Genomic DNA, 7,011 nt, shown 5'->3' on the forward strand with positions numbered 1-7,011 from the left:
GTAAAACAAAAGCACACCATCCAGAAGGATGTTCAACAGAGAAATCCAGGACTGGCCTCACCCCCTTTCGGTAGCAGATCCAGCCTTCCACTTCGCCTTCGGCCTCTGAAATCGCAACAACACTCAACGCCTCTGCGGATTCTTCGTCCCAATGACAGCAAGGGTCCCATCAAACGTTCTCTATCCGAACCCGCCTCAACCGTATCCCACCTTGTACATCACACACTCGCCGAATCCAGTCGTCACCCTCATGTAGCCGCTGAGCATGCGGTTCAGATCCTCATCACCAGTGTCGACGAGTAAAGGCCTCCCATACAGGGAGGCGATCTTCTCCTTGGTAGCGATAACGATGATCCTGTCCTTTCCCACCTCCCGGATCACGCGGGAACTTATCTGCTGATTGCCTCTCCCGAAGATATGTCCCTGTCCCCCTATGATCGTCACCACGATCTTCGACCTCTTCCCTTGGATCAGATCCAGCAGTCTGCCCTCACTCACGTCACCGGCAACCAATTGCTTGTTCAGTATGACGTCCACACCCAGCAGGGTGTTTCTGATTCCCAGAGCCTCCATGATCGCCCTGGTCGTCGTACCCGGTCCGATGATATAGAAGCAGTCCTCCTCCATGCCGTCTATGACACCAGCCGCAATACCCTGGAGAGTCTCCCTCTCGCAGTGGATGCCTCCGGATTTGGCACGTTGAACAAACCGTCGCTCTTCAGGCACCTTGAGGTAACCGTACAACCTAGCGCTGATCTGATCTTCCCGGAAAGCCTCCTCATCCACGTCCATGACCTCTGATTCGCGGACCCGTTGCAACCCACCTTGCAAGAACCTGACCGCCACTTCTCCTGCATGCCGGGGGGTGACGGCATAGACCGCGGAGTGTATCTTCACCCCTGCTGGTATACCCAGGACCGCTATTTTATCCCCAACCGCATTGTAGATGATTCTGGCCGTCCCATCCCCTCCAGCAAAAAGTATCAGATCCACACCCGCACCCGCCATCTCACGGGCCGCAGTCTCAGTATCCTCCGGGGTCGTCTCGCCACTCCTTATGGATCCAATCACGGTAGGACAAAAGCCACACTCGCGGGATTCATCTTCCCCCATCTCATGGGGATAGGTAATCACTTCGATCCGGTTCTTGATCGTGGAGACAATCTTCAGGGCATCTACCGCTCTCCGAGGGGATTCGGGCACCGCGCCGAGTTCTCTGGCCTTCCTCAGAGTGTCGATTCCATCGCTCCCCTTGAGGCCCACTCTCCCGCCCATCCCAGCGACTGGGTTGACTATAACACCGACCTTTTTCATCGAATATGAGACTGATCCGAGGGTTCTCGGCAACAAATACGACATCTGTCCAAGAGCACCGGCACCGGCCTATTGGAGGCGGCAGGCGTTAGAGCTCCAGCACCACTTTTCCACAGTTGCCGGTCTTCATCAGTTCGAATCCCCTCTCATACTCGTCAAAGGGGAATCGATGGGTGATCACAGGCCCTATGTTGAGGCTGCCCGACTTGAGAAGGCCCTTCATCTTGAACCATGTGTCCCAGATCCGGCGGCCCGTGATTCCGTGGATCGATACGGCACGAAAGACCACGTCGGCTGCAAAATCTACAGGAACCTCCTTGTTTGGAATACCCAGCAAGACCACGTCTCCACCCATCTTGACCGATCGGATGGCTGCCAGGATCGCGTCCGTCGTACCCGCGATCTCCATCGCCACGTCCACCCCGACACCCCCTGTGTGCGACTTGATATAGTCCACCGGATCGGTCTCCGCCGTCTTTATCACGTGGTGGGCTCCTAACTTCCGGGCCAGGTCCAGGCGGTACTCGTTCCGCCGCCCGAAGGCGAAGATCTCGGCAGCCCCGATGGCCTTGAGGGTCGCCACGGCCAAGAGCCCCACCGCCCCCAGGCCATAGACAGCTACCGTCTTTCCCACACAGTCGGCACAAAAGACCGTGTGGACGGCATTGCCCAGAGGATCCTGGATAGCCGCAGAGGCTGCCGGCGTCTCAGGATCGTTCTCCCAGATGTTCACCTCGGGCATCACGAAGTACTCGCGAAACGCCCCGTCCACGTCGTAACCCAGCCCCTTCCAGTTGTAGCAGACATGGCCCTTGCCGGTCCGGCAGTTGTCGCAGAAGCCGCAGACGAGATGGCCTTCGCCTGAAACATACTGGCCTTCTTTGACGTGTTTGACCCCCTGCCCGACTCCGACCACGTCGGCCGCAAACTCATGGCCCAGGATAGTCGGAATCTTCACCCTCTTCTGGGACCAGGCGTCCCAGTTGTAGATGTGGAGATCCGTGCCGCAGATCGCTACAGCCCTGTTCTTAAGAAGCACCTCGCCGAAGCCGGGCTCCGGGACCGGCACGTCTCGAAACTCCAGCCCTCCTGGCTCTGGTCTCGCCTTCACTATGGCCTTCACTTTATCACCTCATATCGTCTTCCCACACGGGTAAACGCTTCGATCGCCCTGTCCAGTTCCTCCCTGGTATGGGCTGCCGAAACCTGGACCCGTATTCTCGCCTTTCCCTTGGGGACCACGGGGTAGCTGAACCCGATCACGTAGATTCCCTCTCCCAGCAGATCACGGGCCATATCCTGGGCCAGCTTGGCATCCCCCAGCATAATCGGGACGATCGGATGGGGGCTGTCTGTGATGTCGAACCCCTTGGCCCGCATCTCACTGCGGAAATAGCGCGTGTTCTCTTCCAGTGTCTTCCGCAGCTCGTCGCTCCGGCTGATCAGATCGATCGCACAGAGAGAGGCATAAACGATGGGAGGCGCCACCGAGTTGGAAAAGAGATACGGCCTGGAACGCTGCCTGAGGTATTCGACGATGAAGGCCCTGCCGGTGGTGAACCCCCCGGTCGCCCCGCCCAGGGCCTTGCCCAGGGTAGAGGTGATGATGTCCACCTTATCCCCCACACCGAAGTACTCTGGTGTACCGCGCCCGCTTTTTCCGACAAAACCGGTGGCATGGGAGTCGTCCACCATCACGACCGCATCATAGGCCTCCGCCAGTTCACAGATCTTGTCCAAGGGTGCGAAATCCCCATCCATGCTGAAGACTCCGTCTGTGGCGATCATTCTCACCCGGGAGCCCGATGACTCCTTCAGCTGTTTCTCTAAATCGGCCATGTCGGCATGGGCGTATCTCTTCCGGCTCGCCTTGCACAGCCGGATTCCGTCGATGATACTCGCATGGTTGAGGGCATCGCTGATAACCACGTCCTCCTCCCCCAGAAGGGCCTCGAAGAGGCCGCCGTTCGCATCGAAACAGGAGGAATAGAGGATGGTGTCTTCTGTACCGAGAAACTCGGTGATCTTCTTCTCCAGATCCTTGTGGATGTCCTGGGTTCCACAGATGAAGCGAACCGAGGACATACCGAAGCCACGCTCTTCCAGCCCCTTCCGCGCAGCTTCCACAACCTCCTTGTAGGACGACAGCCCGAGATAGTTGTTGGCACAGAGGTTGATCACCTCCCCTTCGGGAACCTTGATCCGAGATCCCTGGGGGGTTAGAATGACTCTCTCTTCTTTGTAAAGGCCCGCGGATCGAACCTCTCCCATCTCCTTTTCCAAGATCCCCCTCAATGTCCGATCCATGTTTTCCTCCTTTCCATCGATTTCCGACGCCTTCGCGTCATCAAAGTCCCCCGGGCACCCGGCCCGCGTCCCGAAACCGACACGCCCACATAGGACCCAGAAGCATTTTACTCCCCATCGGCGAGTCGAGTCCATTCGTTGATGGCGTCCAGGTACACAAAGGTCTCGGTCGTATTGATCCCACCGATTCTGGAGAGCTCATCCACGAGAAATCTTCTCAATTCCTGCCGGGATTCAAAGAAAACCCGGACGAGAAGATCGTACCTCCCCGTAACATTGCACACCGATGTAACCCCGTGAAGCCGGGAGATCCTTGCCATGGTCTCCTTGTGGGTCCTCTTCTCTAGTTGCATCCCCACTAGGGCGGCGATCCCGTTCTCAAAGACAAAGGGGTTGATAGAGGCCGCTATTCGGAGGACCTTATGGCGGATCATTCTCCCCACCCGCGAGCGGACGGTCCCGTCTGAGACCTCGAGCCTTCTCGCTATGGTCTTGAAAGACGTCCTCCCGTCCTTCTGGAGTTCCAGGATGATCCTCTTGTCGAGTTCGCCGAGCATGGAACCCCTGTGCACAATCGAGGCAGCACCTCTTTTCGGGGAGAACCCTTGCATCTTCGATCACCCCGCGGCGCCAAGGCTACGGATCAAGGAAAAGTCCCGAGTCACTATTAACGCTTCGCAACAAAAAGGTCAATAGAAAATATTCATAGGGACAAAAAAGGCCCGCCTTTTTCCTCAAAAGAAAAAAACGGGCCACAGGACCTTTCCCTGGTTCATCCTACTCGAGTCTCCCCCGGAACCAGCGACAGAGGCATGCCCTCTGAAAAAGGGCTCGACCGTCCTCTCGCTCCTTTACTCCTCCCCTGTATCTCGGATCCAAACCTACAAGGCCAGCACCTACCCTCGGACCAACCTTGCCTCCGTTCAGAGATCGCACCTACGTGCCCGGGAAAGGTCTGCACCTCGGGAATCCTGTCTCAAGAACCGGGATGGACCTATTTGCCCACCAGCTCCTTTGCCTTTTCCACCGCAGCCGTCGCGTTGGAGCCGTAAGCATCGGCCCCGATCTCTTCGACAAAATCCTGCGTCACAGGAGCTCCTCCTGCCATGACCTTGATCTGATCCCGAATGCCCGCCTCCTTCAGAGCATTGATCGTCTCGCCCATCTTCGGCATGGTCGTCGTCAGCAGAGCCGACATTCCCAGGATGTTGGGCTTGTGCTCCTTGGCTGCTTCCACAAAAGACTGGGGCTTTACATCCGCTCCCAAATCCACTACCTTGAAGCCCGCGCCCTCAAGCATCATCCCTACCAGGTTCTTCCCTATATCGTGCAGGTCTCCTTCCACCGTACCCATAATAACAGTCCCTGCTCCCGCCGCATCACTCTCGGATAGGAGAGGCCTCAGTATCTCCATGGCAGCGTGCATCGTCTTGGCCGAACGCAGGACCTCCGGTATGAACATCTCAGCAGCCTTGAAACGCTGACCCACTATGTCCATGCCAGGCAGAAGCCCCTGCGAAAGGATTTCATGGGCCTCAGAACCCTCGTCCAAGGCCTGCTGGGTGAGCTTTTTGACCTCCTCGATATTGCCCGCGATCAGTACCTCCGAAATTTTCCCATAGAGTTCCGACATACCCTTTCCTCCTTTTTGCCTAGGTTTATCCACGCCCTCTTCGGATCGCCCTCCCTTTTGAAAAACCCAATTCCTCTCACCAAACCAGCAATGGACGGTATAGTACACCAAGGTCATCAATATTTCAAGGGGAAAAACCGTAAGAGCTATTTGCGCTGTAACCTTCGGGGATTGGTTTTGGTCCCAAGAATGGGCTGTATCGGGGAATCATCTTATGGGAAATGGCCTGATCAACCCTAAACAGCCATAACCATTGCCGTCTTTCCCCGATTCGGACGCACCTCTGCCCCGGTTGTCTCACGAGCCAGAAGCTTCTCAACCCCTAGGCCGCCCGGCGTAGCCTCGTGCTCCAGACCAACGACCGCATCCGGTCGAGCCGGCCAACCTCTATACTGCCAAGGGCCATCGAGAGCATCACCACAAGTGCCATGCCCATCCGAACCCTCATCTTGTTCATCCCCCGGATATAGTGACGCTCAAACCCAAAAGAGACATCAAGACGACTGTTGACCCGCTCAACCGCCGTCCGCCTCCCATAGAGCCTCCTCCACTTGTATGTTGCCCGGGGCACAGGCACAAACCTCCGACGATCCAATCCCAGAGGCACACGCACAATAGGCCCATATTCAGTCTGCAAACACCCATCCCCCTCCGCACATTCACATCCATACAGGGCAGTTGGACACCGGTACTTGAGAGTCCCTCGGTCCTTTTCAAACCCATAAAAGACCATGGGTACCGTCTCGGTAACCCGAGCATCCATAACCGATCGACGCACACAGAAGATCGATCCGTCCTGGTCGGTCACATACCTGGTGTCACGATCAGCATATAGAGGACGAGTCTGCTCACCGTCCTTCCAGTCATGGCGAATGTCAATCACGGGCTTGATCCCATAGGTGTCATAGAGCTCGCGGTTGTTCCGCTCGGAGTCATACCCCTTGTCCGCCGAGAGATCCTCAGCCCGATCCAATAGCCACCCGTGGCTCTGCTTGAGTCGTTCCACCATAGGTACTAAACGCGTGGTGTCTGAGACCGATGCCCGACTCACCTCATAGCCCAGAGGTATCTCATAGACAGTGTCTACAATGAGATGAACCTTGTAGCCAAACCAACGCTTGATCCGCTCCCATACAGTGCCATCGGTACGGTTGCCCTGGTAAGCCTTTATCCCCCAATCCCCATCCCCATCCCGCCTGCCATCTGGCGCCTTGCCCGAAGGCCTGCCCGCAGATCGAATGGCCTTACTGTCAATGGCCAAATGCCTCCCCAACTCCGCAAGAACCTCCCCCAACCCATCAACAAGCTCATCAAACATAGCCTCAATCTCACCAATACACCGAAATAGATTCCTTATAAACCTCGTGTAGGCACTCTCTGATGGAACAGCACGAGCCCCCTTGTGAGAGTCAAAACCACATAGCTCCCGAAGCTCCCCATTTCGCAACAGCTCCCGACGCAACGAAGCCACAGACCCATGCTCATATACCACCCCCGCCAACAGAGAGTTCCATACCGCTCGAACCGGATAGTCATCCCTCCCCTTACCACGTAACCCCTCAAGCCTGCGCATCAACCCCTCATCCGGTATCACCGCCAATACCATCCGTAACCGATCCAAATCCGAGCGAGCTTCAATTTGTTTCCACGAAAATAACCGACCCTGTGGTATAATAGCCATGTGGCGCCCTCCGTTTCGGGTTTTGTTTGTTGCTAACCCCATGGTACCAAAACAGAACGGAGATCGCCACATTTAT

Annotated in this window: 6 protein-coding genes; all 6 read right to left on the minus strand. The window is 56.4% G+C overall.

Features of this window, described 5'->3' with window-relative positions; genetic code table 11:
* Nucleotides 1-195: 195 nt before the first annotated feature.
* Entirely contained in the window at nt 196-1,314 is a 1,119-nt protein-coding gene (locus tag JRJ26_10630) for an ATP-NAD kinase family protein (protein MBW2057938.1), read from the minus strand.
* An 88-nt stretch (nt 1,315-1,402) separates the two neighbouring features.
* A complete protein-coding gene (gene tdh / locus JRJ26_10635; GenBank protein ID MBW2057939.1) occupies nt 1,403-2,437 on the minus strand; it encodes an L-threonine 3-dehydrogenase in 1,035 nt (344 codons plus the stop codon).
* The gene (gene kbl, locus JRJ26_10640) at nt 2,434-3,621 is read right to left on the minus strand and encodes a glycine C-acetyltransferase (protein ID MBW2057940.1); all 1,188 of its coding nucleotides are present in this window, start codon (nt 3,619-3,621) and stop codon (nt 2,434-2,436) included. Before kbl ends, tdh begins: the two co-directional genes overlap by 4 nt.
* A gap of 107 nt (nt 3,622-3,728) precedes the next feature.
* Nucleotides 3,729-4,178, minus strand: a complete 450-nt coding sequence (locus tag JRJ26_10645; GenBank protein MBW2057941.1) for an Lrp/AsnC family transcriptional regulator — start codon at nt 4,176-4,178, stop codon at nt 3,729-3,731.
* A gap of 437 nt (nt 4,179-4,615) precedes the next feature.
* Nucleotides 4,616-5,254: a corrinoid protein gene (locus tag JRJ26_10650; protein MBW2057942.1), complete on the minus strand. Its 639-nt coding sequence runs from the start codon at nt 5,252-5,254 to the stop codon at nt 4,616-4,618.
* 322 nt (nt 5,255-5,576) lie between these two features.
* Nucleotides 5,577-6,935, minus strand: coding sequence for a transposase (locus JRJ26_10655; GenBank protein ID MBW2057943.1), 1,359 nt, complete (start codon nt 6,933-6,935; stop codon nt 5,577-5,579).
* Between the last annotated feature and the right edge of the window lie 76 nt (nt 6,936-7,011).

Source organism: Deltaproteobacteria bacterium (assembly GCA_019308905.1).
GTDB lineage: Bacteria > Desulfobacterota > BSN033 > WVXP01 > WVXP01 > JAFDHF01.